A 230-nucleotide genomic window follows, 5' to 3' on the forward strand; every position below is an offset into this window, starting at 1 on the left:
AGGCCATCCATCATCCGCATGAAAATGCCCATGTCGCCCCAACGCTTCCAGCGGTTGTAGAGCATCTTGTGTGGACCTTATTCCCGGGGCGCATCACGCCAGCGCATCCCATTGCGGTTCACAAAAATGATGCCGCTCAGCACACGGCGGTCATCGACGCGAGGTTTGCCGTGGCTCTTGGGAAAGAACGGCCGCAGACGCTCCATCTGTTCGTCCGTCAGCCAAATCAG

1 pseudogene is annotated in these 230 nt (G+C 58.3%); it reads right to left on the minus strand.

The features are described 5' to 3' along the window. Positions 1-230: pseudogene (locus tag B7444_RS16120) on the minus strand (transposase); the annotation flags it as partial.

Origin of the sequence: Gluconobacter thailandicus F149-1 = NBRC 100600, assembly GCF_000964465.1 — a bacterium.
Taxonomy (GTDB): Bacteria; Pseudomonadota; Alphaproteobacteria; order Acetobacterales; family Acetobacteraceae; genus Gluconobacter; species Gluconobacter thailandicus.